This is a genomic window from Actinomyces sp. oral taxon 448 str. F0400, assembly GCF_000220835.1.
Lineage (GTDB): Bacteria > Actinomycetota > Actinomycetes > Actinomycetales > Actinomycetaceae > Actinomyces.
On the sequence record NZ_GL985606.1, the window covers coordinates 1,868,959 to 1,892,239 of the forward strand.

Genomic DNA, 23,281 nt, shown 5'->3' on the forward strand with positions numbered 1-23,281 from the left:
CGGCGGGGCGCGGATGCGGGAGGCGCTCTCAGCGGGCGGCGAGCGCCTCGTGAAGGGCCCGGCGCATCGGGGCCGTCGGAGGGGTCCGCCCGGTCATGAGAGTCACCTGCGGGACGGCCTGGTGGAGCAGCATGAGCCAGCCGGGCGCGGTCGCTCCCCCCGCGCCGCTCCACGCCGAGGCGAGCGGAGTGGGCCATGGGGCGTAGACGACATCGAGCATGACGGCTCCAGGGGCCGGCCCCCCCGAGTGCTCCAAGGCGGTCGCGAGCGGCCCGGCGAGTGTGTCGGCGGCGCGCGCGGGCAGTGTGGAGATGACCAGGTCGGAGCGAACGAGCGACTCGGCCACAGCGGTGTCGGAGGAGGCCTGGCCCGGTCGCCAGGTCAGGGTGGCGACCTCTAGGCCCATGCGATGCGCGGCCGTGGCGGCGCGACCGGGGCCCGCATGCCGGCGTGCGGCCACGGTCAGATCGGTGACGCCGAGCTCGCTCAGCGCGGCCAGGGCGGAGCAGGCGGTGGCCCCCGAGCCCAGCACGACGGCGCTCCTCCCACTCGGCGGGGCCTGACCGGGACGGGCCGGTGGCACCGCCGTCTCGCGCAGGGCGCCGACGATCCCGGCCACATCGGTGTTGAAGCCCGTCAGCAGGGCGGGACCCGTCCCCGAACGCTGCGCCACAACGGTGTTGACCACGCCGACGACGGCCGCCAGGGGGTCGACGACGTCGAGCATCGGCAGCAGGGCCCGCTTATGCGGCATGGTCACGCTCAGCCCGGCCCATACCGCCTCCCGCTCGGCTGGGGAGGATACCTCAGTGAGAATCCCCTCGAGCTGCGAGGGCTCCACCGGCATGGTCCCGTAGGTCCAATCCTCCAGGCCCAGACCGCGGTAGGCGGCCCGATGCAGGACCGGGGACAGGGAATGCGCGACCGGCCAGCCGATGACGGCGGCCCGATGCCCGCGCTCTGGAGGGCCGACAGCACTCACTGCCCGTCGCCCGCGCCAGCGCTCGGAGTGGCCGAGCCCGTGGCCCCACTGCCGTTGCCGCCATCGCAGACCCCCGGGTTCTGGTTGCAGTACTCGGTGAGCTTCTTGGTGTTCTCGTCCTGCTCGGCCTGAGTCGTGGCGAAGAGCGTTTCCCCCGTCTGAAGGTTGACGGTGACGAAGTAGAGCCAGTCCCCCTCGGCGGGCTTCATAACCGCGGAGATCGCCGCCGAGCCCGGACTCCCGATCGGGCTGGGGGGCAGCCCGGGATGGGCGTAGGTGTTGTACTTGTTGCTCCCATCGGCTATCTCCTCCTTGGAGGGGATGCCGCCTGTGCGGTTCAGGCCGTACAGGACTGTGGAGTCCATCTCCAGCTTGCCTTGAGTCTGCGCATCGGTGTTCGTCAACCGATTCTCGATGACTCGGGCGATCTGCGTGTAGTACTGCGGGTTGCCCTCGCGCTCCACGATGGATGCCTTAGTCAGCACGCTTTCGTAGTCGGCGTCGTTCACACCCAGTTTGGCCAGGTTGCCGCGCGTGGTGGACACCATCGAGGTGACGATGTCGGTCGCCGAGGAGCCGTCAGCGACGTCGTAGACGCCCGGTGCGAGCCATCCCTCGACGTTGCCGCCCGCGACGGCCGGCAGTCCGATCGCGTCGGTGGCGCCAAAGGCCTCCTCCACCTCGGTGTCGGTGTAGTGGCCCACGCTCATCAGGCGGTCCTTGACCTGAGTCTTCGTGGCGCCTTCGGGGATCGTCAGGGTGTGGTCGGACCTGGAGGCCGGATCCAGCAGCATGGCGACAGCGTTGGCCGCCGACATATGGGACCGCAAGGTGTAGGTGCCCGGCTGAATATTGCTGGCGTTGGCGTTGTCGGCATAGGCGTTCGCGAAGGCCCCGGCGGTCGCCACCACGTCGGCGTCCACGAGGACCTTGGCGATGTCGTTGCCCGTGGCGCCGTCGGGGATGGTGACGATGACTTCACCCTCGCCCGCGCCCGAGTAGTCGGAGGGGGAGGCACCGATGCTGCTCAACCCGGAGTAGTTGTAGGCCTTGTAGCCGATTCCGCCCACGGCCGCCAGAACCACCACCAGGATGAGCGCCGTGATCAGGCGGCGCTTGCGCTTCCTGCGGCGACGGGCGCGTTCCTCCCGGCGGCGGGCGCGCTCCGCGTCCAGGCGGCGTCCGGTGGTCCGCCTGGTCTCACGCGGTTCGATCCCCAGCTGGGTGAAGAAATCGTCCTGACTCACTATCGGTCTCTCAGCCTCTCCGGGTCGGGGGGACGAGCTCGCCCGCCGGGGCGTTCGTCGTTCGCTCTGTCTCAAGGGCCTGGTCGAGGATAACCACGGCGGCCGCCTGATCGACGACCTGCCGGAAAGTCGCCTCCGTCCGTCCGGACGCGTGAAGCTCGCGGTGAGCGGTCACGGTGGACAGCCGTTCATCGACCAGGCGCACGGGAACCGGCGTGATGAGCTGGGCCAGCCCACGCGCCCATCGACGGGCATCCCTGGTCGAGACCGACGACCCGCCGCTCATGCGACGCGGCAGACCGACAACGACCTGCGCGGCATCATACTCCTCGACGAGATCAGCGGCCTGATCGAGGTCAGCCCCGTAACGATCGCGGCGAAGCGTGGCCAGCGGCACGGAGAGGATGGCCTCGGCGTCGCAACGGGCAACGCCCACCCGCACCGTGCCGACGTCGAAAGCCAGCCGGACACCCGGACGCACGCTTCCTCCCGAACTCAAGCGAGCTCGTCGGTGACCGCGGCTAGGGCGGCGTCGATCCTGCCCGCGTCCTGCCCGCCGCCCTGAGCGACATCATCCTTGCCGCCGCCCCCGCCCCCGAGAACGGTCGCGGCCACGCGCACAAGCGCACCCGCTCTGGTCCCGGCGTCGCGGGCGGCGGCGTTGGTGGCGACGACCACGAGGGGCCGGTCGCCCGCCGTACCGGCCACGGCCACGACGATCGGCTCGGAGTCGGGCAGGCGCCCGCGCACATCCAGGGCGAGGCCGCGCAGCGCATCTGCTGAACCGACGTCGCCCGCGTTCGCGGCTACGACGAGGTAGTCACCCGTGCGGGTGGCCGCGGCCGCGAGCTCCGTCGCATGCGAGGCCAGCGCCGCCTGCTGGGCGGCGGAGAGTCTCTTCTCCGTTTCCTTCAGCCGGCCCATGAGGGAGGCCACGCGCTCGGGCAGCTCCTCGGCCCGTCCGCCCACCAGAGCGGACAGCTGGGAGACCAGCGCGTGCTCCTTGTGCTGGAGCCGGTAGGCCGAGTCCGCCACGAGCGCATCGATGCGTCGCACACCTGAGCCGATGGATCCCTCGCCCAGCAGGGTGATCCGGCCGATGTGACCGGTGGAGGGCACGTGGGTGCCGCCGCACAGCTCCTTGTCGAAGTCGTCCCCAATGGTGACCACGCGCACCCGGCTGCCGTATTTCTCACCGAACAGGGCGATCGCACCGGACTGCCGCGCCTCCTCCAGCGACATCACCTCGGTGGTCACTGCGAGGTCATCGGCGACCCTGTCGTTGACAAGGGATTCGATGTCGTCCATCTGAGTGCCGCTGACCGCCGAGGAGTGGCGGAAGTCGAAACGCAGGCGGGCCGGCGAATTCTCGGACCCGGCTTGCGGAGCGTCGGGGGAGACCACCCGGCGCAGCCCGGCGTAGACCATGTGAGTGGAGGTGTGAGCGCGGGCGATGGCCAGGCGGCGTACGACGTCGATCTGCGCATAGGCGCGCTCCCCCACCGCCGCCGTGCCCTCTGTGAGGGTCCCGCGGTGGACGGACAGCCCCTTGACGGGGGCCTGGACATCATGGACCTCGATGACGCCGCCATCGGCCAGGCGGATGGTGCCGTGGTCGGCGAGCTGGCCGCCCATCTCAGCGTAGAAGGGGGTGCGGTCCAGGACGACCTCCACCTCGGCGGGGGCGGTGGCCGCCGGCTCCGGGCGACCGTCGACGAGCAGGCCGGTGACAGTGGCGTCGGCCGCCGACTCGGTGTACCCCAGGAAGACCGAGGGGCCCCCCATGGACTTCTCGATCTCATGGAAGACGCGCACATCCGACAAGCCGGCCTTCTTGGTGCGCGCGTCCCTACGGGCGCGCTCCTTCTGCTGCTCCATGAGGGCGCGGAACTCGGCCTCGTCGACCTCGACCCCCTGTTCGGCGGCCATCTCCAGGGTCAGGTCGATGGGGAACCCGTACGTGTCGTGCAGGGCGAAAGCCCGGTCGCCGCCGAGCACCGGTCTGCCCGGGCGGCTCTTGGCGTCGGCGACCGCCGTGTCGAGAATGGCGGTGCCCGCGGCCAGGGTGCGTCTGAAGGCGTCCTCCTCTGCGTAGGCGACCTGGCGGATCGTCTCCCAGTTCGTCTCGAGTTCGGGGTACGAGGCCTTCATAGCGTCCTTCGACGCGGTGAGCAGGATCGGCAGAGCGGCCTCGTCCACGCCGAGCAGACGCATGGAGCGCACCGCTCGGCGAATGAGACGGCGCAGGACGTAGCCGCGTCCGTCGTTGCCCGGGCGCACTCCGTCCCCGATGAGCATGAGCGAGGAACGGACGTGATCGGCCACCACCCGCATGCGCACGTCGTCGAGGTGGGCCTGCCCGGCCGTCGGCCCCGCGGAGCCGCGCCCGTAGGACTTGCCGGACATCTCCTCGGCGGCGGCGATGACGGGGTAGACCTCGTCGATCTCGTACATATTGGGCTTGTCCTGCATGACGAAGGCGAGGCGCTCCAAGCCGGCGCCGGTGTCGATCGCCGTGCGGTCGAGTTTGCCTACCAGTTCGAAGTCGTGGCCTCGGCCCTCGCCGCGGACGAACTCGTCGAAGACGAGATTCCAGACCTCCAGAAAGCGGTCCCCCTGCGCATCGGTCGCGGGGCCGCCGTCGGGGCCGTAGTCGCTGCCGCGGTCGTAGTGGATCTCGCAGCACGAGCCGGCCGGACCGGGCTGACCGGTGGACCAGGAGATCTCCTCGAAGGGTAGCTTTTGGACGTGCGCCTCGGGTACGCCGATGACGCGGGTCCAGTGGTCGAAGGAGACTCGGTCCTCCTCCCAGATCGTCATCCACAGCCGGTCGCCGTCCAACTCGTAGCAGCCCTCGTTCCTGGACCCGGTCAGCAGCCTCCAGGCGTAGTCGATCGCCCCCTCCTTGAAGTAGTCGCCGAAGGAGAAGTTGCCGTTCATCTGGAAGAACGTGCCGTGACGGGTGGTGACGCCGACATTGTCGATGTCGTTGGTGCGGATGCATTTCTGCACGCTGGCGGCCCGCGGCCAAGGAGGGGGCTCCGTGCCCAGGATGTAGGGGATGAACGGGACCATGCCGGCCACGGTGAACAGGATCGAGGGCTCTGGGGAGACCAGAGATACGGAGGGGCGGATCTCATGCCCGTTCGCGGCGAAGTAGTCGAGCCAGCGGGTGCGGATCTCGGAAGTGCGCATGGAGTTCCTCGGTTCCTCGCGTATGTGCGTGGTGGTCATGGGGCCGCCCGGCGGAGGCGGGGTGCTGCAGGCGGCTGCGGATGTTGAAGCGATCGATGGACAGTGGTCGGCGCAGACGGCGGGTCGGGGTGAGAGTACTCCCCGATCGCCTCCGAACGCGCGAACGCCCCGAACCGACGGGTGGTTCGGGGCGTCCCGAGCGCTGCGTCGCGTGGGGCTCAGCGCGAGTAGTACTCGACGACCATCTGGACGTCGCAGGTCACGGGGACCTCGTCCCGCTTGGGGCGGCGCACGAGTGTGGCGGACAGCTTCTCCAATTCGACGCTCAGGTAGTCGGGCACGGGCGGCAGGACGTCCCGGTGGGTGCCGGCGGCGGCGGCCTGGAAGGGCACCATGACCTGCGAGCGCGGGCGGACCTGGATGGTCTGGCCGGGCTTGACGCGGAAGGAGGGACGGTCCACGATCCTGCCGTCGACGAGGATGTGACGGTGGACGACACTCTGACGGGCCTGGGCGATGGTGCGAGTGAAGCCGGAGCGCAGTACGAGGGCGTCCAGACGCATCTCGAGCAGTTCGACCAGGGACTCACCGGTCAGACCCTTCTCACGGCGCGCCTCTTCGAAGACGCGCTGGAGCTGAGCTTCGCGGATGCCGTACTGGGCGCGCAGACGCTGCTTCTCCTTCAGGCGGACGGCGTAGTCCGATTCGGCTCGCCGACGGGCGCGGCCGTGCTCACCGGGGCCGTAGGGCCGCTTCTCGAAGTAGCGCACGGCCTTGGGGGTCAACGGGATGCCGAGGGCGCGGGAGAGGCGCACCTGACGGCGGGAGCGGGAGGAGCTCATGAATCTGTCGTCTTCCTGTCGGAGTGATCGCACATCGCGGGCGAGTCTGCCGCGACGCGGGGTCAGCCTGCGTGGGCCGGGACCCCAGGAGTGCTGCGTCGTGCGGCGATAACCGCCCGACGACAGCCCGAGAACTTTAGCTGCCTGCGGACCGCCCGCGCATCTGGGAGCGCATCGATGTGAGCGGATCCTCAGGCCCATCGATTCTCGCCGCATCGGGGACCGTGATGTCCTCGGCGCCCCGACCCTCTCCGGCGCCTGCGCCGACCAGTCCGGCCGGGAGCCCCGCCGCGGTTCCTGGCCACCGGGCTCGGTGGCATCCGGCCCGGTCTCAGAATCCGCCGGCCCTCGGGGGCGTCGGGGCGCACGGGCGGCGCCTCAGCGATCCAGGATGCGGCGAACGGCCTCCAAACGAGAGGCGAGCTGCTTCTCGAAGCCGTTGCCGGTCGGCTCGTAGTAGCGTCGCCCGGCCAGTTCGTCGGGCAGGTAGCGCTGGGCGACGACGCCGTGGGGGAAGTCGTGCGGATAGAGATAGTCGCGTCCGTGGCCCAGGCGCTCGGCACCGGCGTAGTGGGCGTCGCGCAGGTGAGCGGGAACCTGGCCAAGACGACCGGCGCGCACGTCCGCCATGGCCTGGCCGATGCCCGTGGTCACCGCGTTCGACTTCGGAGCGGTCGCCACCGCCAGAGCCGCCTCGGCCAGGACCAGTTGTGCCTCGGGCATGCCGATGAGAGCGACCGCCTGCTGGACGGCCACCGCGGTGGACAGCACGGTCGGGTCGGCCAGGCCCACGTCCTCGGCCGCGTGGATCGTGATGCGCCGCGCGATGTAACGAGGATCTTCCCCGGCGGCGATCATGCGGGCCAGGTAGTGGAGTGTGGCGTCGGGGTCGGAGCCCCGCATGGACTTGATGAAGGCGCTGACGACGTCGTAGTGCTGGTCTCCCGCCCGGTCGTAGCGTACGGCGGCGACGTCGGCGGCGTGCTCGACGTCCTCAAGGGTGACGACGGGGGTCTCCTGCTCGTCAGCGGCGCGCCCCGTGCCGACCGGCGGACGTCCGTCCCCGGCCAGCACGGCCCCGGCTGCGACCTCCAGGACGGTCAGGGACTTGCGTGCGTCCGAACCCGCCATGCGCACGATCTGCTCGCGGGCGTCATCGTCGACGGAGACGGTCCCGGCCAGCCCGCGCTCGTCGGCCACTGCTCGGTCGATCAGCCTCCGGACCGCCTCGACGTCCAGAGGCCGGAGGGTGAGCAGCAGGGAGCGCGACAGCAGCGGGGAGACCACCGAGAAACTCGGGTTCTCCGTGGTGGCGGCCATGAGGGTGACCCAGCGGTTCTCGACGCTGGGCAGCAGGGCGTCCTGCTGGGATCGGGAGAAGCGGTGGACCTCGTCGATGAAGAGGACGGTCTCCTCACCGCCGGCGACCAGACGTCGCCGGGCGTCGGAGACAACCTGACGAATGTCCCCGACACCGGCGGTCACCGCGGACAGCTCGACGAAGCGGCGCTCGCTCCCCCGTGCCACGAGGTAGGCCAGGGTCGTCTTGCCGGTACCCGGGGGGCCCCACAGGATGACGCTGGCCACGCCGGCTCCGCCGGCTCCGCCGGCCCCGCGGTCGCGGTCGCGGGGCGGGTCGACCAGTCGGCGCAGCGGTGATCCCGGGACGAGAAGGTGGTCCTGGCCGACGACCTCGTCTAAGGTGCGCGGACGCATGCGCACGGCCAGCGGGGCGCGGGAGTCCAGCGGCACGCCGACGTCGTCGGTCCCGGCGCTCTCGAACAGGTCCATGTCCCCCATGGGTCGACCTTAGTCGTGCCCGCCTCCTGACGGCCTCGACGGGCCCCTGCGCCTCGCCGGCGTCGACGGCTCGAACGCATCGAGGCCGGTCCGTGACACCGCCGTAACACCGTCCGTCCGCGGGGCGGGCCGGTCCGTCTGCGACAATGCCCCTATGCTCGCCTGGCTCTCCCGTCGCGTCGTCAAGGACGCCTGGTACGTCGTCGGTACGTGGGCGGTGCTCGCCGTCGTCCTCCTGACCGTCTGCCTGGGCGGCCTCGGGGGCGCGGGCCTGTTCGGCCAGCTGGAGACCGGCGATTCATCGGTGCCGAGGGCCCAGAGCGCTCGGGGTGAGCAGGTCTTGCGCACCCTGTCCGGCGACTCGCAGACCGTGAGCCTGCTGGTCACGGGCATCGACATCTCGGACACCGGGACTCAGCAGGAGGTCGCCTCGGCTCTGACCGGGGCGCATGCCGACCTGCGCGCGCTGGTGGGCGAGCAGAACGTGCTCGATCCCTTCGTGGTCCCCGGCATGCTCTCGGAACCCGCGGCGCAGGCCCTGGCCTCCGCCGACCTGGACGGCTTCCTCATGATCGTGACCGTCAATCCCAACGGGAGCAAGGTGGCCCCGGCGGGAGACAGAGCCTATGCGGCCGAGGTCGCGAGCCTGGTCTCCAAAGTCGAGTCCCGTCTGGAGGAGATCCCTGACGAGCTGCACGCCGTCAGCCCAGCGGCGACTGGCGTGGTCTCGGACGACGCGCTCGTCTCGCGGGCGGTCGACGATCGGGTCGAGAAGGATCTGGTCCGCGGGGGGCTCATCTGCTTGCCTCTGGTTCTCCTGGTTATGACGCTGGTCCTGGACGGCCCCCTCGCCGCCGTCGCCCCCTTGCTCGGCGGGCTGGTCCAGGTCGCCGGCTCGCTGGGGGTGTTCTACGCGCTCGATCTGGTCAACGGGTTGTCGCCCTTCGTCGTCGCCACCGCTTCAGCCCTCGGACTGGCCCTGTCTCTCGGCTACGGGCTGATCCTGACCCGCCGCTACCTCGAGGAGCTGGCCCGCCAGGACGAGGACGACTCAGCGGCCTACGGCCTCCGGCGCCGCCGACGCACCGGTCGCCGCGACCCGCTCGTCGCCGACTGCATGACGACGGCGCTGACCACGGCGGGGCGCACCGCGCTGTTTTCCGGGTTGACGGTGGCCGCGTCATTGGCGGGGCTGACGCTCATGGGAGCCGACGTTCTGTGGTCCGTCGGCGTGGCGGGTACGCTCGCCGCCCTGGTCGCCGTTGCGGCGGCCCTGACGCTGGTCCCGGCGCTGCTGGTGCTCATGGGCAGGCGGCTCCAGCGCCCCTCGCTCCTGCGGCGGGCGATGGGCCGATCCTCATTCCCGCGCTCCGAGATCGCCTCCGGGCGGATCGGGGGCCCGGCCTGGATCGCCCGCCAGGTGCGACGCATGCCCTGGGTGGCGGCCGTCGCCGGCATTGCCCTCCTGATCGTCCTGGCCTCGCCTCTACATGATCTGCGCATGCTGACCTCCACCACCGAGCTCCTGCCGGCTCACTCCGATCAGCGCACGTATCTCCAGCTCCTGCAGGACGACTACCCGGCGGCCACGCAGGCTGAGGAGGACGCCACCCTCATCGTCGCGTCGACGGGCGAGCGGGTAACGTCCTACATCAACGAGCAGGTCGCCGCCACGAACGGGGTGACCCAGGTGCTCCGGTCGGCGACCGCCGGCAGCTACACGGTGGTCTACCTCGACCTGGAGGGCGAGGCCTCTTCGGTCACCGCTGAGAAGGCGGTCGCTGCGATCCGCTCCCTCCAGGCGCCGGCGGACATGTGGGTCACGGGGCAGGCCGCCACTCAGCTCGACTTCCATCAGGCCGTCGTTCACGGGGCGCCGTGGGCGGCGAGTGTGCTCGTGCCGGCGAGCGTGGTGTTCCTGTTCCTGATGAGCGGGTCGGTGATCGCGCCGCTTCGGGCGCTGCTGGTCAACGCCGTCTGCCTGGCGGCCTGCCTGGGGATCACCGTATGGGTCTTCCAGGGCGGTCGTCTCAGCGGGCTGCTCGGCTTCACCCCGATCGGTGGGATCGAGGCCGGCGCGGTCGTCGCGGCCGCCGGCGTGGGCCTGGCCCTGACGATGAGCATCGACGTGTTCGTCCTGGACCGGATCAAGGAGTGCCGGGACGCCGGTGACGGCGATGACGCCGCGGTCGAGCGGGGACTGCAGCGCTCGGGGCGCGCCGTGACCGCGGCGGCTCTGGTAATGGCGGTCGTGTTCCTCTGCCTCGTAACGAGCGACCTGCTCATGGTCAAGGAGATCGGCCTGGCGCTGGCCACCGCGGTGACGCTGGAGGCCACCGTGACGCGCATGCTCCTGGTGCCCGCGACCATGAGCCTGCTCGGCCGCTGGAGCTGGTGGGCGCCGCAGCGCCTGAGGCGCATAGACGACGGCCCGCCCCGGTCCCCTACGACGAATGACTCATGACTCATGGGGTGGCCCGTCCGCCCGGCTCCCACGAGCTGCATGAGGTAGAGGCCGCCGACGGCCGAGGTGATAAGTCCCACCGGGATCTGGAAGGAACTGAGCAGACGGCCCGCCACGAGGTCCGACAGCGTCAGCAGCACCGCTCCGCCCCCGAAGGAAGGCAGGACGCCGAGCCCCGAGACACGCGAGAACCTCCGGGCGACCTGCGGGGCAGCCAGGGCGAGGAATCCGATCGGCCCGGTCGCCGTCACGCAGGCGGAGGCGAGAACGACACCGTAGCCGATCAGCACGACTCGTGTGCGCCTGGGCCTCAATCCGAGACCGGCGGCGGTGTCGTCCCCCCGTCTCCAGGATGCTTCTGCGAGGGCGCGGGCTCAGCTCCCTCCTGACGGCGAGCAGGAGGAGGACGGGCGCCCCGACGAACGAAGGACAAGGGCCGACGGCCGCGGTGGCGCCTCCGCACAGCAGCGTGATGGCAAGGGGCCGACGCCCGGGTCGCCATGAGGTCGGCGCCCAGCGCTATGGCCTGCTCCTCGCCGAGGGCCAGTGCGTTCAATCCGCGGGCCGAGCCGACTGCGAGGACTAGACCGACCAGGAGGAGCGGAGCGATGCGCGTCAGTACGAAAGCGTCCCGGCCCTCCAGCGAGCCGACCACCTAGAAACGGTAGGAGTCGAAGGCCCGGGAGTCGTACATGGTGATCGTCCCCGTCACCGAGGACAATGCCGCGCTCAGGGCAACTCCGGCCAGGACGAGGCGAGCGATCCGGTCTCGATCGTGCGGTGGGAGATCGTGTAGACCGCCGCCGCGGCGCAGCCGGCGCCGAGTAGGGCGAAGGGCGTGTACTGCCCGATCTCGGGCAGGCCGAGTGCGCTAATCGCCAGGATCACCCCGAGGGCGGCGCCGGCGTTGACTCCCAGGATCCCGGGTTCGGGGACGGGGACAGCGTCCGCGAGCCCAGCGCCAGACTCATCGCAAGCAGCAGTGCGATGAGAAGGACGGGCACGAGGACGACTGCTGCGCTCCGGACGACGGACCTGAGACGCGTCGCACGACGCAGGATGCCGGTCTGTCTCATATAGAAAAGTTAGCCTCACCATACGTTTATGGCTTCGTCCCCCGTCACACGCTCCTGGTGGGCGGCGCGCTGTCCGCCCTGGACGCCCTGTGCGCCTGCTCGTCCTCGGGCGGCGCATCCACCGACGCGGCCGGCACGGCCTCCTCCGAGCAGCCCGCCGCCACCGTTCCGACGCAAATGGAAGAGGGCATGGGCTTGGACGCGGCCGACGGCGTCTTCCCCCGCGCGGTCATCCGCTACCAGGGCGAGAGCATGATCAACGCCGCACCGACGAACGTCGTGGTCATCGGCACCGGACAGGCCGATGCGCTGCTGGCTCTCGGGTTCTGTCCGATCGGTGCGGCGGCGCCCTCCGGTGCGGAGGATCCCATCACCCAATACCTTAAGGGCGCCCACCCGGACCAGGCCGGGGCTATCGCGACGATCACCTCCGTCGGCTCGCGCAACAGTCCGCACACCGAGGCCATCGGGAACCTGCGCCCTGATCTCATCGCGACCAACGCCTCGGGTAAGGACGACGCCGACACCCTCTACCGGTCCCTGACCCGGATCGCTCCGACCGTCTCGATGCATAGTACCGGCCAGTACTGGAGGACAGACTTCCTCCTGCTCGCCGACGCCCTAGGCAAGCGGGAGGAGACCCAGCGCATGCTCGACGCCTCCACCGCCGAGGCCGCCCGGAGAGGGACCGCACTGGAGCGAACGGCGACCATCTCCCTGCTGCGCAGCGGTCAGGACAAGCTCCACATCTTCGGCCCTCTGTCCTTCGCCGACTCCGTGGTCGCGGACCTGGGCCTGGCCCGTCTGAAGGCGCAGCAGTTCACCGACGGTGTTTCCCAGGACATCTCCGCGGAAACCCTCGACCAGGCCGACGGCGACTGGCTCTTCTACGGCGTCCAGAGCAGGGATACCGCCGGCCTGACCGGCGAGAAGCTGTGGCCGTCCCTGTCCGCGGTGGCCGCGGGCCGCGCGGTCGAGGTCGACCACGACCCGTTCTTCCTCAACGCCGGCCCGACAGCCGCGCGCGTCGTGATGGACACGCTCACCTCGGCACTGTCCGCGTGAGTCCCCGCGAGGATGCCATGACGACCGTCCCGCGGGCGGAGAACCCCGCCCGTCCCGCCCTGGAGGGCCACGACCTGCACCTGGGGTACGCGGCCGGCGAGGATAAGGTGCTTCCGCCGCGCTCGGGGACGGTCCTTCTCGACGGACGCGAGATCTCTTCGATGCACCCCAAGGTCTTCGCGCGTCAGGTTGGATTCCTGGCGCAGCCGCGAATCCTGCTGCTCGACGAGCCGACGACCTACCTCGACCTGGCGCATCAGGTGGAGGTCCTCGAGCTGTGCCGGGAGCTCAATCAGGTCCTGGGCACCACGATTGTGGCCGTCCTGCACGATCTCAACCAGGCTTGTCGATACGCGGACCGCATCGTGGTGATGGGCGCCGGCAGGATCCTCGCCCGGGGACGGCCCGCGCAGGTGATCACGCCGCAGACCATCCACGAGGCTTTCGGGCTCGAAGTCTGCATCACGCCCGATCCGGTGACGGGGACTCCCCTCATCCTGCCGAGTCCGCCGCGCGCCCACGTCCACTCCGAGGGGCCCTGAGTCACAGCAGGCTGACGTCTCCCGAGCCCTCGCGCACGACCTCGGGAGCGTCGTCGGTCAGATCGACGACGGTGGTGGGCTCGGTTGAGCCCACCGGCCCCTCGACGACGACATCGATGAGATGCCCCAGGGTGTCTTCGATCTGCCACCCGGAGCTCTCCGGTTCAGTGCGTCCGGGACGGATGAAGGTCGACGACAGGATAGGGGCGTCGAAGCCCGAGACGAGGGCCTGAGCGATCGTGTGGTCGGGGATGCGCACGCCCAGAGTGTGCTTCTTCGGGTTGAGCGTCATCCGGGGCACCTCCTTGGTCCCCTTGAGGATGAAGGTCCACGGGCCGGGAGTCAGGCGCTTGATGAGGCGGAAGGCGTTGTTCCCCACGATCGCCAGCGGACCGGCCTGAGCGAAGTCCGCGCACACGAAGGTGAAGTTGTGCTTGGAGTCGAGCTGGCGAATGGCCCGGATGCGGTCCATTCCCTCCTTGTTCCTTGGAGCGCAGGCCAGAGCGTAGCCCGAGTCGGTCGGATAGGCGATCAGGCCGCCCTCTTCCAGCACGGCGACGATCTTGTCGACGAGACGAGTCTGAGGGTTGGCGGGGTGGAGTTCGATGTAGCGGGACATGGGCTCATTGTGCTCCAGAAACCGCCGACGCAGGGGACGGTGCAGCGAGTGGCGCTCGAACCGGGTGCGAGCCGGAAATCCTTCCGGGCGCGCGGGTGGACGCCGGCGACGACGCTCGTCCCTCCTTCATCACCACCCGCACCTCGGCAACGCCTCCGGATCGCCCACAACTCACTCCTCGCGATAACGAGTCGCATTCCTTCATCACATTAACGAAAACGATTATCTTTTATCTCCGTGTCATTGACTGATGAGGATGCGTTCTATAGTTGCGATCACATGTATTCCCCCTTACGATTCTATACGTCAGCAGAATCGCAGCGCGTCAAGCTGCATCGATCCCTGGAGGCACACTATGACCGCAACTCTTGAGCACCGTCCGGCCGAGGCCCACTCCCACACCCACGGCCCCGGCTGCGGCCACCGGGCCATTATCCACGGCGACCACGTCGACTACCTGCACGACGGGCACGTCCACCGCGAGGACAACGGTCACTACGACGAGTGCGACATCTGCAGCTGTCCGCACTGCTCCGACCACTGCGCCACCTGCACGTGCGAGGACTGCAGCTGCCCCACCTGCAACCACAACGTCTGCTCGTGCGAGCACTGCAGCGACTCCTGCGTCTCGTGCAACTGCCAGGACTGCACCTGCCCCACCTGCACGCACGCGGCCTGACGGGCACTCGCCAACCTGCGCCGTAACACGTGCCCGGCGTGTATTCGGCCAGAGCCACCGGTGGTCCTGGCCGAATACACGCCGGGCACCCGTTCCGGGAACTCGGCCGAAAAACGCGAATCTTCGCGGTCACTCATGAATACCAGATTCTTCTTCGAAAGTAGGGCTCTCTCACGGCCCCCGGGGTCAGGGGAAAGTGCACGCGTCATGGACGCGAAATAGATTCTCGAACGTCGGTGGAGTGTGTGGAACGAAGAGGACTAGCGGGAAGATTAGGAGCGTCGTTACGAACCGTCCGACATTGGATCGTCCGTGAGAACATCGGGCCCGGGATCGCACTGCACCGGCGCGATCCCGGGCCCCGCGGGATTCGGACCCGGCGCCCGAGTACGGCTCGTCAGGCCTCGGCGGAGAGTCCGCTCCTCCTGCTTTACGCCTTCCCTCTCGGTTCGGCGTCGATACCGGCCTGCCTGCGCTGCTCGGGCGTGATAGGGGCGGGCGCCTCGGTGAGCGGGTCGTAGCCGCCGCCGGACTTAGGGAAGGCGATGACGTCGCGGATGGAATCGGCTCCGGTCAGCAGGGAGACGATCCGATCCCAGCCGAAGGCGATGCCGCCGTGCGGCGGAGCGCCGTATGCGAAGGCGTCCAGCAGGAAGCCGAACTTCTCGCGCGCTTCGGTCTCGTCGATGCCCATGACCTTGAACACGCGCTCCTGAACGTCGCGCCGGTGAATACGGATGGATCCTCCGCCGATCTCGTTGCCGTTGCACACGATGTCGTAGGCGTAGGCGAGTGCACCCGCGGGATCGGTGTCGAAGGTATTGAGGCAGTCGGGCTTGGGAGAGGTGAAGGCGTGGTGGACGGCGGTCCACGCGGATTCACCCAGCGCAACATCACCCTCAGCCCTGGCTTCGGCCGACGGCTTGAACAGGGGGACGTCGACGATCCACACGAAGGACCACGCGTCGAAATCGATGAGGCCGCACCGCCTGCCGATCTCCTCGCGCGCGGTGCCCAGGAGCGCACGAGAGGCGTCCACGGGCCCGGCTGCGAAGAAGATGCAGTCGCCGGGTGCCGCGCCCGCGGCAGCGGCCAGTCCCTCGCGCTCAGCGCCGGAGATGTTCTTCGCAACGGGGCCGCCGAGGGATCCGTCCTCGGCCACGGTGACGTAGGCCAGTCCCCTGGCACCGCGCTGCCGGGCCCAGTCCTGCCAGGCATCGAGGGTGCGACGGGACTGGGAGGCGCCGCCGGGCATGACGACGGCACCGACGTACTCGTTGTGGAAGACGCGGAAAGGGGTGTTCTCGAAGAAGTCAGTCAGTTCGACCAGCTCGCAGCCGAAGCGCAGATCGGGCTTGTCGGTGCCGTACCTGCTCATCGCCTCCCCGTAGGTCATGTGCGGAATCGGAGTGGGAAGATCGTGACCGATGAGCGCCCAGACCGATCTCAAGACATCCTCGGCCACCGCGATGACGTCGGCCTGCTCGACGAAGCTCATCTCGACGTCGAGCTGGGTGAACTCGGGCTGGCGGTCGGCGCGGTAGTCCTCGTCCCGGTAGCAGCGGGTGATCTGGTAGTAGCGCTCCATCCCCGCGACCATGAGCAGCTGCTTGAACAGCTGGGGGCTCTGGGGCAGGGCGTACCAGGAACCGGGCGCCAGTCGTGCGGGTACGAGGAAGTCGCGGGCGCCCTCGGGGGTGGATCGGGTGAGGGTCGGGGTCTCGATCTCCACGAAGTCGTGGGAGTCCAGCACCCGGCGCGCAGCCTGGTTGACCTTGGCGCGCAGGCGAATGGCGCGCTGCATCTGCGAGCGGCGCAGATCCAGGTAGCGGTACTTCAGACGCGTCTCCTCACCGACCTGGCCCGCATCTTCGGCGTGATCCGAGACCTGGAAGGGCAGGGGGGCCGCGGGACTGAGGACCTCGACGTCGGTGACGACGACCTCGATCTGACCCGTGGGCAGGTTCGGGTTGTCATTGCCCTCCGGGCGGGCAGTCACCCGCCCGGTCACCGCCAGAACGTACTCGGCGCGCAGGTCGTGAGCGATCTCCTGACGGATGACGACTTGAGCGATGCCCGACGCGTCGCGCAGATCGATGAAGGCGACGCCCCCGTGATCGCGGCGACGATCCACCCATCCGGTGAGGGTGACGACCTGGCCGATATCGGCGGCGCGCAGGGAGCCTGCGGTGCGGGTTCGCAGCACGGTGCTGGGTTCCTTCCGTACGGGGCTGGGCACTGAACCGGTGCTCGTCGGGGCGCACCGCGAAACGGGCGGACGCCGCCGCGATCCTACGCCGGAGTCCGGGACTCGCCGCGCGCACGTGCAGGAGGGTCCGAAGCGGATTCCCCGCACGACGCAGCACACGCGGGCGGGTCCTGTCTGCGGGCGAGCCGCCGTCGGCAGACCACGACGACGACCGCCAGGACGGCCAGGAGGAGGGCGATCGCGAAGATCAACATCCCCACCAGGGGGAAGGCGCCATTGGAGACCTCGATGGCGGGGGCCTGCGTGTCCTCTCCTTCGGCGACGATATCGACTTGGGTCGTACGGGAGTCATCGGCGGCGTCCTCCGTCCCGAGCCCGGGGGTCGGCTCGGCGGTCGCCGGCGGCCCCGCGGAACCCACCCCGGGTGCTGCGGGTGCGCCTGCGATGATCGTCACATCACCGACCGTGAAATAGGGGCTCTTGTTCGTGTAGTCCAGGGTGCGGATCTTGTTGGTCGGAACGTCCTGCCCGGCGGAGACCTCGAATCGCAGCCAATGAGGGCCCTTGGCGATGTAGTCGGGCAGTTCGACCACTCCTGAGGTTATCCCATCCTCGTCGACAACAGCACCGCCGATGACGTCCTGCTCGGCGGTCTGCCCGCCCGGCACGGGGATTCCGTCGTCGACGAGGATCTGGATGGCGGCGCCGGGCGGGAACCCGGACAGCGTGTAGGTCAGGGTGCCGCCGACCGCCACGATCGAGGGACTGACGGTCGATGCCGTGCCGGTGGTCGACTCGCTCGGCTCCGCGGCGCCCACGACCGGGCATGCCGCGACGGCGCACAGCAGCGCCGCCAGCGTGAGGACCAGCACGACCAAGCAGCGTCCCGAACGGGTGAGAGCCGTCGAGGCGCTGGTTCCTCCCGGGGACGGTTCGTACCGCAGTCCTCGCGATGGTCTGCGCACCGCTGCCTGCGGCACTGGCGGCACTGCCCGCGTCCCGCTCACCGGCTCACTGTCGCCTCGCGCGCTCACGTCGTGCGACCGGTCAGCGCCGACCGCGCGAGGACCAGGAAGGAGGCGGCGCCGACGAGCAGGAGACCGCCCGCTGAGACGAGCATCCAGTCGTCCCGGCCCAGGGCGCGCGCATCGGAGGAGGAGGTCGTCGTCTCCACCATGAGAACCGCTGGGTCGGAGGTGCTGGCGGCGGCGGTCGTGATTTCGAGCTGCGCCCAGCCGAGCAGCAGGGAATCCCTGTCGATGACGGCGAGCTGGTAGGTGCCGGCGCTGAGGTTCGACACATCGATCGACACCGAATTGTCGGCGTCGACCTGGGTCCATCCGGGCGTCGAATCACCCGGGAAGAGGAAGACCGCGACCCAGTCGTCCATCTTCGCCTTGCCCGACGGGAGGATCAGCGAGACGACGTTGCCGTGCCGGGTGCCCGACAGCGAGCCGGCGTTGGAAGCGTTGAGCTCGCTGGCGTCCCTGACCGGGACCGAGGGCTCCTGCGAGGGGCGCCCCGCATCCTCCTGCGCATCCGATGTCATCGCGTCGGTCGGAGCGGTGGGATCCGGGCCTCGACCGGGTTCGGCCGACGTGCCGGTCGGTCGGGGCACGGCGGAGGATCCGCCGCCCGGGGCACCCCCATCTTCCGACGAGCCCGTGGCCGGGGTCGGGGCCGGCGTCGGCTCCGCATCGGGCCGACCGGTGGGCCGGTCGGTCGGTCCGACGTCCTGAACGTCCCGTTGGTCGGTCGGCCGGTCGGTCGGTTCCGCCGTCCCCGAAGACGACGGCGAGGGCGTCTGCCGGTCCTCGCCCGGGTCCGCAGGCCGGTCCCCAGGCGAGGACTCCGCAACGGCGCCGGCAGTGACGTCCGTTCCCGGTCCGGCGGTGGAGCCGGTGGGCCGGTCGGTCGGTCCGACGTCCTGAACGTCCCGTTGGTCGGTCGGCCGGTCGGTCGGTTCCGCCGTCCCCGAAGACGACGGCGAGGGCGTCTGCCGGTCCTCGCCCGGGTCCGCAGGCCGGTCCCCAGGCGAGGACTCCGCAACGGCGCCTGGGTCCGCAGGCCGGTTCCCGGGTTCGGAATCGGATTCCCCACCGGACGCGGGGGCGCCGTTCGCGCCCGAATCTGTTTCCCCCAGACGTGCGTCGGCGTCGGCCGGTTCCGGGGAGGAGGGCTCCGACCAAGGCCCCCGCTCGGAGATCTGGAACTGGTTGCTGCCGACGAAGGCACGCGAATCGAGGGTGACGGACAGGTAGTAATGATCCTCGGCGCCGCGGGGCAGATGGGCGTAGAGGTCGGCGATCCGAATCGTCGTGTCGAAGGCTCCGTCGGCGAACACGACGGTCTGGGTCGTCTTCTCGTGGGAGACGTAGCCGCCCACGGCGACCAAGCGCGCTCGCAGGACCTGCTCCCCCTGAGCGGGGCGTCCGCCGATGCACCAGCCGCCGCCGGTGACCCGGATCGGCGATCCGGGCCGGTAAACGGGCCCGGCGTCGGAGGCCGTCCCGTCCGCGGCGACGACGGTGGCACTCGGGCCCGGCCCCTCGCAGATCTCGGCCGTCGGCTCCGGGAGAGAAGTCGCCGGTGCGTCTCCGGTTCCGTCCGAGTCCTGGAGAACGAATTCGCTATCGGCTACGAGCTGCGCGGGTCGCGTCGCGCCGACGGCCGCGGCGGTGCCCGCACCGCCCGCGGCGATGCCGAGCACCGCGAGCAGCACGAACGCGACGTGCACGCAAGCCCTGGTCCCAGGGTGCGCTGCGACGTGGCGCGGTGAGCGTGTCATGCGGTGAAACTCGTCGATGGGCTCGAGGGATTAAAGGATCATGTCGCGAGCGCCCAGGGGCCGCTGCGGCGGTTGGGGACGTCGGTCCCGGCCGGCACGGAGATCGTGGCGAGTCGGTCATCCGACGCGGCAGATGGTATCTCCGCCGGTGATGCGGTGAAACCATCCACGAGCCGCTGCGGCGCCCCGGGGCGCCGCTCTCCGAGGCGGATGGGGCCTCCCGCTCGCCGGCGACGAACACCGCATGCTCGTCATTTCAACGATTCCTCCTACTCCTTCTAGGCTCGGCCCGCCCGCGGTCGGGCCGAGCAGCACCAAGGTCTCATCTCGGTAACAACTGCGTAGCTAGACAGCAGAGTGGTCGGAAGCCGCTCGTCGAGCGTGACTCACACCGCAGGCTCGCGTCTTGTGCGCCCCGCACCCGGAGGGCGTAATGTCCGCCCCATGGCACGAATCACGTCGACGACTCACACCGTGTGCGCCGCTCTGACGGCCGCCGCCATGTGCGCTCCTCGTACGTGTCGTCGCTGTCAGGCGCTGTGAACCCCGTCCGCAGAGCGCGGGGGGCCGCGGTGCCGGGGACACCGGTACCGCGCCGCAGCCCGGCTCGTTGAGCGGCCATCGCTCACAGCCCGGCTCCGTCACCCCGACCCGAACCGCACGGCCGTGGCCGATCGGCTCTGGTAGTCCTCTTCCGCGCCCGCGCCTGACAGACCCCCACCACCGGACGAGTCCTCCGTACCGTTCCGCTCAGGAGACCGACGTGCCACCCACCTCCACCACCCCCGACAGCACCGACAGCCCGTCTTCCGACCCGCCCGAAGTCACCGCCGAGAATGCCGCCGAGATCCTCGCCGCCGACGATGAGGCCGAGACCGTCCCGGCCACCGGCCGCGTATCGCGTCGTCGATTTCTTATCGGCGGCACAGCCGCCGCGGCCGCCCTCGTCGCCGGCGGCGCCTGGCTGACTCTGCGCCGCACCAATCAGGGCGTCGTCGGCGCCGCTCAGGAGCTGCCGCTCGTCATCGGCGGAGACATCTGCGCCGCCCCTCTGTACGCCGCTTACCACATGGGCTATTTCGACGACGCCGGCCTCAACGTGACCCTGGCCCGTACTCAACGCACGGAGGACACCAAGGACGCCGTCGGCGCGGGCAGATACATCGGCGCCCCCGGCATCTTCTTCGCCTGGCTCGAACCGATCTACAACGGCGTCAACGCCAAGCTCACCGGCGGCTTCCACTCCGGCTGCCTCCAGCTCGTCGTGAACAACGACTCCCCCATCACGCAGATGGCCGATCTCAGGGGCAGGAGAGTCGGCGTGCCCTCGCTGTCCAGCTCCGCCTTCGCCTACTTCGCTATCGGTCTGTCCCGCGCCGGTCTCGATGTCGACCCGAACAAGGGAGACGTCTCGTGGGTGACCGTTGACGAGGACTCCCTGGGCAGGCGTCTGACCAACGGGGACGTCGACGCCATTATGGGGTCGGACCCGGCCCCGCTCCTACCGGTGTTCAACGGCACCGCGAAGGTGCTGGCCTCCAACAGTGCCGAGCCCTTCTGCTGCTCGGTCGCCCTCAACGGGGACTTCGTCGCCAACCAGCCCGACCGCGCCAGGGCCTTGACGGAGGCCTGGTTCAAGGGGTCGGACTACCTGGCGCAGGATCAGGCCAACCGTCGGGAGATCGCCAAGATCGAGGCCGATAACGAGTACGTCGCCGCCGAGCGTAGCGTCATCGAGGACATCCTGGAGACCTACGGCTGGCACGCGTCCGCCACCGAATTCCGCACCGCTATCGCCAGCGGCATCGAAGACTTCAAGGGCACCGGATTCATCTCGGCGGACGCAAGCCCCGATGAATTGGCCGACACGGTGTACGCGGACCTGGGCATCACCCGATGAGCGCCCGCCGCCGGCTCCTGCGTCTATGGGGCGCGATCGCCCTCGCCCTGTGGGGCGCCTATCTCGCCGTCGTTCTTCTTCTGCCCGATACCGCCGGTGCGCGCACCGCCCCCACCGCACCGCTCGCAGCGATCGTCGGGGCGGGGCTGGTGGGCCTCGTCAGCTGGCTCGTCCTCGCTCTGGACCGACCCACGGGGACTGTCGCGCGCGCCCTCGCGCATCGTCTGCCGTGGATCGTCTTCGGCGGCGGATGGTTCCTGGCGTGGCAGCTGTCGACTGTGAAATCGGGTCTGCTCGACCCGCCCTACTTCGTGGCTCCCGAGGTACTCATCGCGGATCTCGTCGACGACTGGACCCTCCTGGCCAGATGCCTGCTGTCCTCCGGACTGCTGTTCATGGCGGGGTATCTCATCGGATCGGTTGCGGGTTTCGCGACTGGACTGCTCATGGGATGGTCGAGGCGGGCCGACTACTGGCTGCACCCCCTCCTGCAGACGGTCGGCCCGGTCCCTGCCAGCGCTCTGTTGCCCCTGGCGGTGCTCGTCGTGCCGACCACATACCTGTCGGCGGCCTTCATCGTGGCCTTCGGGGCGTGGTTCCCAATGGCGACGATGACCCGGGCCGGTGTGCGATCGGTGCCCAAGTCCTTCATCGACGTGGCGCGTACGCTGGGGGCGGGCGAGGGCTTCCTGGTGGCGCGCGTGGCGATCCCCTCGGCGCTGCCCGACATGCTCACCGGACTGTTCACCGGGCTGGGAACGAGCCTGGCGGCACTCATGACGGCCGAGCTCGTCGGCGTCGACCGAGGGCTGGCCTGGTACATCAACTGGGTCAAGGGGTGGGCCGACTACCCGAGGATGTACGTCGGGCTGGTCGTCCTCATCGTCTTCTGCCGTGCTCTGATGGTCCTGCTGTTCAAGCTCCGCTCCTCACTGCTCGCCTGGCAGCAGAATCTCGTCAGGTGGTGACCGATATGATCGAGACGACAACCGATGACTCCGGCAGCGCCCCGAGCTCCTCGGCGCGGGCGCCGCGAGGCGCGCACGTGCGCCTGGACGGCGTCTCGCACCATTACCCTCTCTCCCGCGATCTCGACCACGGTTGGGTGCCCTCGCTGGTGCGCCTGGTCTCTCCCGCCGCCCGCGCCCGCCACGAGGCGGAGGCCGCCAAGCCCTCCGAGCTGGCCGTGCTCGACGGCATCAATCTGGACATCGCACCCGGCGAGTTCGTGGCTCTCGTGGGCCAGTCCGGCTGCGGCAAGTCGACGATCCTGCGGCTGCTCGCCGGACTGGAGAGGCCGAGCGCCGGACGCGTTGACGTCGACGGACGACCGGTGACCGCTCCCGAGCCCGAACGGGCGCTCGCCTTCCAGGATGCGACCCTGCTGCCATGGCGCACAGTGCGGGAGAACGTGGCTCTGGGGCCGCAGGCGCGTAAACGGCTCACCGTCGATGAGCGCCGTATTACCGCCGCACTCCAGATCGTGGGGCTGCGGGACTTCGCCGATGCCTACCCCTCGACCCTGTCGGGCGGCATGGCGCAGCGGGTGGCGCTCGCCCGGGCCCTGGTGAACCGGCCCCGGCTGTTCCTCCTGGATGAGCCCTTCGGCAAGCTCGACGCCCTGACGCGTCTGACCCTGCAGGACGAGGTCGGAAGGCTGTGGATCTCCCAACGGTTCACCGCGGTCCTGGTCACGCATGACGTCGACGAGGCGCTGCGCCTGTCCGGCCGTATCATCGTGCTCTCCGAACGACCCGCGCACGTCGTGGCGGACATCGAAGTGCCCGACGGGGTCGGGCAGGATCAAGCCTCGTCGACGTTCCAGGACCTGCGCACGAGGATCCTGCACCTGCTGGGGCGATGAGACGGCCAC

The 23,281-nt window shown here is 69.6% G+C and carries 20 protein-coding genes and 1 pseudogene; 7 read left to right on the plus strand and 14 right to left on the minus strand.

Annotated elements, in window-relative coordinates; genetic code table 11:
- Positions 1-28 precede the first annotated feature (28 nt).
- The 6 genes from HMPREF9062_RS07975 to HMPREF9062_RS08000 all read right to left on the minus strand — a co-directional run bounded on the left by HMPREF9062_RS07975 (position 29) and on the right by HMPREF9062_RS08000 (position 8,057).
- A complete protein-coding gene (locus tag HMPREF9062_RS07975) occupies positions 29-982 on the minus strand; it encodes a shikimate dehydrogenase (protein WP_009749583.1) in 954 nt (317 codons plus the stop codon).
- The gene (mltG, locus tag HMPREF9062_RS07980) at positions 979-2,229 is read right to left on the minus strand and encodes an endolytic transglycosylase MltG (protein ID WP_009749584.1); all 1,251 of its coding nucleotides are present in this window, start codon (positions 2,227-2,229) and stop codon (positions 979-981) included. The genes HMPREF9062_RS07975 and mltG overlap by 4 nt, the downstream gene beginning before the upstream one ends.
- Positions 2,230-2,239: 10 nt before the next feature.
- Positions 2,240-2,710, minus strand: a complete 471-nt coding sequence (gene ruvX / locus HMPREF9062_RS07985; RefSeq protein WP_009749585.1) for a Holliday junction resolvase RuvX — start codon at positions 2,708-2,710, stop codon at positions 2,240-2,242.
- A 14-nt stretch (positions 2,711-2,724) separates the two neighbouring features.
- Positions 2,725-5,424, minus strand: coding sequence for an alanine--tRNA ligase (gene alaS, locus HMPREF9062_RS07990; protein ID WP_034253977.1), 2,700 nt, complete (start codon positions 5,422-5,424; stop codon positions 2,725-2,727).
- Between the two features lie 218 nt (positions 5,425-5,642).
- Positions 5,643-6,266 (minus strand): 30S ribosomal protein S4, encoded by a 624-nt coding sequence (rpsD, locus tag HMPREF9062_RS07995; protein WP_009749587.1) that lies wholly within the window; start codon positions 6,264-6,266, stop codon positions 5,643-5,645.
- Positions 6,267-6,644: 378 nt separating this feature from the next.
- The gene (locus HMPREF9062_RS08000) at positions 6,645-8,057 is read right to left on the minus strand and encodes a replication-associated recombination protein A (protein WP_034254869.1); all 1,413 of its coding nucleotides are present in this window, start codon (positions 8,055-8,057) and stop codon (positions 6,645-6,647) included.
- A 163-nt stretch (positions 8,058-8,220) separates the two neighbouring features.
- On the opposite strand from HMPREF9062_RS08000, the gene HMPREF9062_RS08005 reads away from it, so the two are divergent.
- Positions 8,221-10,530, plus strand: a complete 2,310-nt coding sequence (locus HMPREF9062_RS08005) for an MMPL family transporter (RefSeq protein WP_009749589.1) — start codon at positions 8,221-8,223, stop codon at positions 10,528-10,530.
- 41 nt (positions 10,531-10,571) lie between these two features.
- Here the strand turns inward: HMPREF9062_RS08005 and HMPREF9062_RS13640 are convergent.
- The 4 genes and pseudogenes from HMPREF9062_RS13640 to HMPREF9062_RS13235 form a co-directional block, all read right to left on the minus strand.
- Positions 10,572-10,820: pseudogene (locus HMPREF9062_RS13640) on the minus strand (iron chelate uptake ABC transporter family permease subunit); the annotation flags it as partial.
- A 20-nt stretch (positions 10,821-10,840) separates the two neighbouring features.
- Positions 10,841-11,185 (minus strand): iron chelate uptake ABC transporter family permease subunit, encoded by a 345-nt coding sequence (locus tag HMPREF9062_RS13645; RefSeq protein ID WP_009749590.1) that lies wholly within the window; start codon positions 11,183-11,185, stop codon positions 10,841-10,843.
- Positions 11,186-11,259: 74 nt separating this feature from the next.
- Positions 11,260-11,418 (minus strand): hypothetical protein, encoded by a 159-nt coding sequence (locus HMPREF9062_RS13230; RefSeq protein ID WP_009749591.1) that lies wholly within the window; start codon positions 11,416-11,418, stop codon positions 11,260-11,262.
- The gene (locus HMPREF9062_RS13235; RefSeq protein ID WP_009749592.1) at positions 11,415-11,606 is read right to left on the minus strand and encodes a hypothetical protein; all 192 of its coding nucleotides are present in this window, start codon (positions 11,604-11,606) and stop codon (positions 11,415-11,417) included. Before HMPREF9062_RS13235 ends, HMPREF9062_RS13230 begins: the two co-directional genes overlap by 4 nt.
- A gap of 57 nt (positions 11,607-11,663) precedes the next feature.
- Between HMPREF9062_RS13235 and HMPREF9062_RS08015 the strand changes: the two genes are divergently transcribed.
- Together HMPREF9062_RS08015 and HMPREF9062_RS08020 are read left to right on the plus strand one after the other, a co-directional pair.
- Positions 11,664-12,671, plus strand: coding sequence for an ABC transporter substrate-binding protein (locus HMPREF9062_RS08015; RefSeq protein ID WP_009749593.1), 1,008 nt, complete (start codon positions 11,664-11,666; stop codon positions 12,669-12,671).
- A gap of 17 nt (positions 12,672-12,688) precedes the next feature.
- Complete coding sequence (locus tag HMPREF9062_RS08020; protein WP_009749594.1) at positions 12,689-13,213, plus strand: ABC transporter ATP-binding protein; 525 nt, start codon at positions 12,689-12,691, stop codon at positions 13,211-13,213.
- A 1-nt stretch (position 13,214) separates the two neighbouring features.
- Here the strand turns inward: HMPREF9062_RS08020 and HMPREF9062_RS08025 are convergent, their stop codons facing one another.
- The gene (locus HMPREF9062_RS08025; RefSeq protein WP_009749595.1) at positions 13,215-13,832 is read right to left on the minus strand and encodes an L-threonylcarbamoyladenylate synthase; all 618 of its coding nucleotides are present in this window, start codon (positions 13,830-13,832) and stop codon (positions 13,215-13,217) included.
- 355 nt (positions 13,833-14,187) lie between these two features.
- Between HMPREF9062_RS08025 and HMPREF9062_RS12540 the strand changes: the two genes are divergently transcribed.
- A complete protein-coding gene (locus HMPREF9062_RS12540) occupies positions 14,188-14,511 on the plus strand; it encodes a hypothetical protein (RefSeq protein WP_083820039.1) in 324 nt (107 codons plus the stop codon).
- A gap of 430 nt (positions 14,512-14,941) precedes the next feature.
- Here the strand turns inward: HMPREF9062_RS12540 and aspS are convergent, their stop codons facing one another.
- The 3 genes from aspS to HMPREF9062_RS13650 all read right to left on the minus strand — a co-directional run bounded on the left by aspS (position 14,942) and on the right by HMPREF9062_RS13650 (position 19,457).
- A complete protein-coding gene (aspS, locus tag HMPREF9062_RS08040) occupies positions 14,942-16,717 on the minus strand; it encodes an aspartate--tRNA ligase (protein ID WP_009749598.1) in 1,776 nt (591 codons plus the stop codon).
- Between the two features lie 86 nt (positions 16,718-16,803).
- Positions 16,804-17,592, minus strand: coding sequence for a hypothetical protein (locus tag HMPREF9062_RS08045; RefSeq protein ID WP_156789996.1), 789 nt, complete (start codon positions 17,590-17,592; stop codon positions 16,804-16,806).
- 158 nt (positions 17,593-17,750) lie between these two features.
- Entirely contained in the window at positions 17,751-19,457 is a 1,707-nt protein-coding gene (locus HMPREF9062_RS13650) for a hypothetical protein (RefSeq protein ID WP_009749600.1), read from the minus strand.
- 814 nt (positions 19,458-20,271) lie between these two features.
- Between HMPREF9062_RS13650 and HMPREF9062_RS08055 the strand changes: the two genes are divergently transcribed.
- From HMPREF9062_RS08055 to HMPREF9062_RS08065, 3 genes are read left to right on the plus strand one after another with little or no spacing between them, the layout of a single operon-like run.
- Positions 20,272-21,408 carry an ABC transporter substrate-binding protein gene (locus HMPREF9062_RS08055; RefSeq protein ID WP_009749602.1) on the plus strand — a complete coding sequence of 379 codons (1,137 nt, stop codon included), beginning with the start codon at positions 20,272-20,274 and terminating at the stop codon, positions 21,406-21,408.
- Positions 21,405-22,376, plus strand: a complete 972-nt coding sequence (locus HMPREF9062_RS08060; protein ID WP_009749603.1) for an ABC transporter permease — start codon at positions 21,405-21,407, stop codon at positions 22,374-22,376. The genes HMPREF9062_RS08055 and HMPREF9062_RS08060 overlap by 4 nt, the downstream gene beginning before the upstream one ends.
- On the plus strand, positions 22,370-23,272 hold the full coding sequence (locus HMPREF9062_RS08065; RefSeq protein ID WP_009749604.1) for an ABC transporter ATP-binding protein: 903 nt from the start codon (positions 22,370-22,372) through the stop codon (positions 23,270-23,272). The genes HMPREF9062_RS08060 and HMPREF9062_RS08065 overlap by 7 nt, the downstream gene beginning before the upstream one ends.
- The last annotated feature ends 9 nt before the right edge of the window (positions 23,273-23,281 follow it).

What these genes read in the sequence shown, in the direction of transcription:
- HMPREF9062_RS08025 (WP_009749595.1), bottom strand. Translation starts at nt 13,832, where the DNA reads ATGTCCCGCTACATCGAACTCCACCCCGCCAACCCTCAGACTCGTCTC.
- HMPREF9062_RS08000 (WP_034254869.1), bottom strand. Translation starts at nt 8,057, where the DNA reads ATGGACCTGTTCGAGAGCGCCGGGACCGACGACGTCGGCGTGCCGCTG.
- alaS (WP_034253977.1), bottom strand. Translation starts at nt 5,424, where the DNA reads ATGCGCACTTCCGAGATCCGCACCCGCTGGCTCGACTACTTCGCCGCG.
- HMPREF9062_RS08060 (WP_009749603.1), top strand. Translation starts at nt 21,405, where the DNA reads ATGAGCGCCCGCCGCCGGCTCCTGCGTCTATGGGGCGCGATCGCCCTC.
- rpsD (WP_009749587.1), bottom strand. Translation starts at nt 6,266, where the DNA reads ATGAGCTCCTCCCGCTCCCGCCGTCAGGTGCGCCTCTCCCGCGCCCTC.
- HMPREF9062_RS08020 (WP_009749594.1), top strand. Translation starts at nt 12,689, where the DNA reads ATGACGACCGTCCCGCGGGCGGAGAACCCCGCCCGTCCCGCCCTGGAG.
- HMPREF9062_RS12540 (WP_083820039.1), top strand. Translation starts at nt 14,188, where the DNA reads ATGACCGCAACTCTTGAGCACCGTCCGGCCGAGGCCCACTCCCACACC.
- HMPREF9062_RS13235 (WP_009749592.1), bottom strand. Translation starts at nt 11,606, where the DNA reads ATGAGACAGACCGGCATCCTGCGTCGTGCGACGCGTCTCAGGTCCGTC.
- HMPREF9062_RS08005 (WP_009749589.1), top strand. Translation starts at nt 8,221, where the DNA reads ATGCTCGCCTGGCTCTCCCGTCGCGTCGTCAAGGACGCCTGGTACGTC.